Annotated in this window: 1 protein-coding gene; it reads left to right on the top strand. The window is 51.7% G+C overall.

What is annotated here, in order from left to right; translation table 11 throughout:
• A partial coding sequence (locus ABEW32_RS25315; RefSeq protein WP_430192925.1) for a condensation domain-containing protein occupies positions 1-1,694 on the top strand: 1,694 nt, incomplete at both ends.

The following is a 1,694-nucleotide window of genomic DNA, read 5'->3' as shown; positions in this document are numbered from 1 at the left end:
CGTGACAAAGCCGAAGGCTTCAATTTCAGCTCTGGCGAGCTGATGCGGGTGTCTATTTTACGTACAGGCGAGGAGTCGTACCGTTTTGTGTGGAGCTTCCATCATATTTTGATGGACGGCTGGTGCTTGTTCCTGGTTGTCGGGGAAGCGTTTAATACGTACTTTGCCATCCTTGAAGACCGCAAGCCAGAGCTTGCCCCAGTAACGCCATACAGTGAATATATTGAATGGCTGGATCGGCAGGACAACGCAGAGGCAGAACGGTTCTGGCGTGATTATTTTGCGGGTTTTGAGCAGCAGACGGTATTGCCGCAGGTCAAACAGCTGGACGGTCATGCAAAAGCATATGAAGCGGACAAGCTTTCGTTTACACTAGGCCATGAAGTGACGGAACGGATGAACAAGCTGGTTAAGCAGAAGCAAGTAACGGTCAATACATTCCTGCAAGCAGCGTGGGGCGTTGTGTTACAGCGGTATAACAACAGCCAAGATGTGGTATTTGGCAGTGTTGTATCCGGCAGATCGGCGGATATTCCGGGCATCGATAAAATGATTGGTTTGTTCATTAATACCGTACCTGTACGGATTCATAGTGAGAAAGAGATGACGTTTGCTTCATTAATGAAGCAGGTACAAGAGCAGGCACTGGCTTCTCGTGCCTATGAAACGTATCCGCTGTATGACATTCAGGCCCTGACCGAGCAGAAGCAGGACCTGGTGAACCATATTATGGTGTTTGAAAACTACCCCGTGGAGCAGCGCATGGAGCAGATGGGCAGCCGTGGCGCGAATGGCTTTACGATTGCCAATGCTTCCGTGTCGGAGCAAACAAACTATGATTTCAACATTACTGTTGTGCCGGGCGACGAAATCCATGTGCATTTGGAGTACAACGCCAAGGTGTTGGAACGTACAGCTGTGGAGCAAATCCGCGAGCATTTGCTGCATGTGATTGAAGAAGCGATTCACAGACCAGATGCACTGGTAGATGAGCTTGAATTGGTGACTGCTGCGGAAAAAGCGAAAATCATTGATGGCTTTGGAGCTGTAGGCGTGTCCGCATGGAGTGATGAGAAGGAATCTGAATTGTTGTTCCACGCCTATGTGGAAGAACAAGCGCAGCTTGTGCCGGATCACGTGGCAGTTGTATACGAGGAGCAGCAGCTTACGTACCGTGAGCTGAACGAGCGTGGAAACCAGCTTGCTCGTAGATTGCGGGATGAGGGTATTGGACGCGAGTCCATTGTAGGCATTTTGAGTGAACGCTCGGTAGACATGCTGGTCGGTGTATTGGCAGTGTGGAAGGCCGGAGGCGCCTATGTGCCACTGGATGCAGATTATCCATCCGAACGGATTCGTTTCATGCTGGAGGACAGCGGCGCAACGGTACTGCTGACGCAAACCAGTTTGCAAGAGCGTGCAGAGGGTTGGCTGGAGGAAAACCAAGGGGCTCTGGGCGAAGGGCCGACCGAGGGCGAACTGGAAACAGCGGCTGGTGCTGAAACGCTGGAAAGCGACCGCCTCCATGAAGGTGTGAGCTTGAAATCAGATTCGAAGTCTGATAGCGAAGCAGCATCCGAACCGGTAGCAGTGCTGCGTCTGCGTACTGTACTGGCGCTGGACGATGAGTCACTGTACACCGGAGATACGACAGACGTCGATCACATCAACGATCCGCACGATCTGGCGTATGT

Origin of the sequence: Paenibacillus jamilae (assembly GCF_050482105.1) — a bacterium.
Classification (GTDB): Bacteria; Bacillota; Bacilli; order Paenibacillales; family Paenibacillaceae; genus Paenibacillus; species Paenibacillus jamilae_B.
This window is presented reverse-complemented; position numbering and strand designations above follow the sequence as displayed.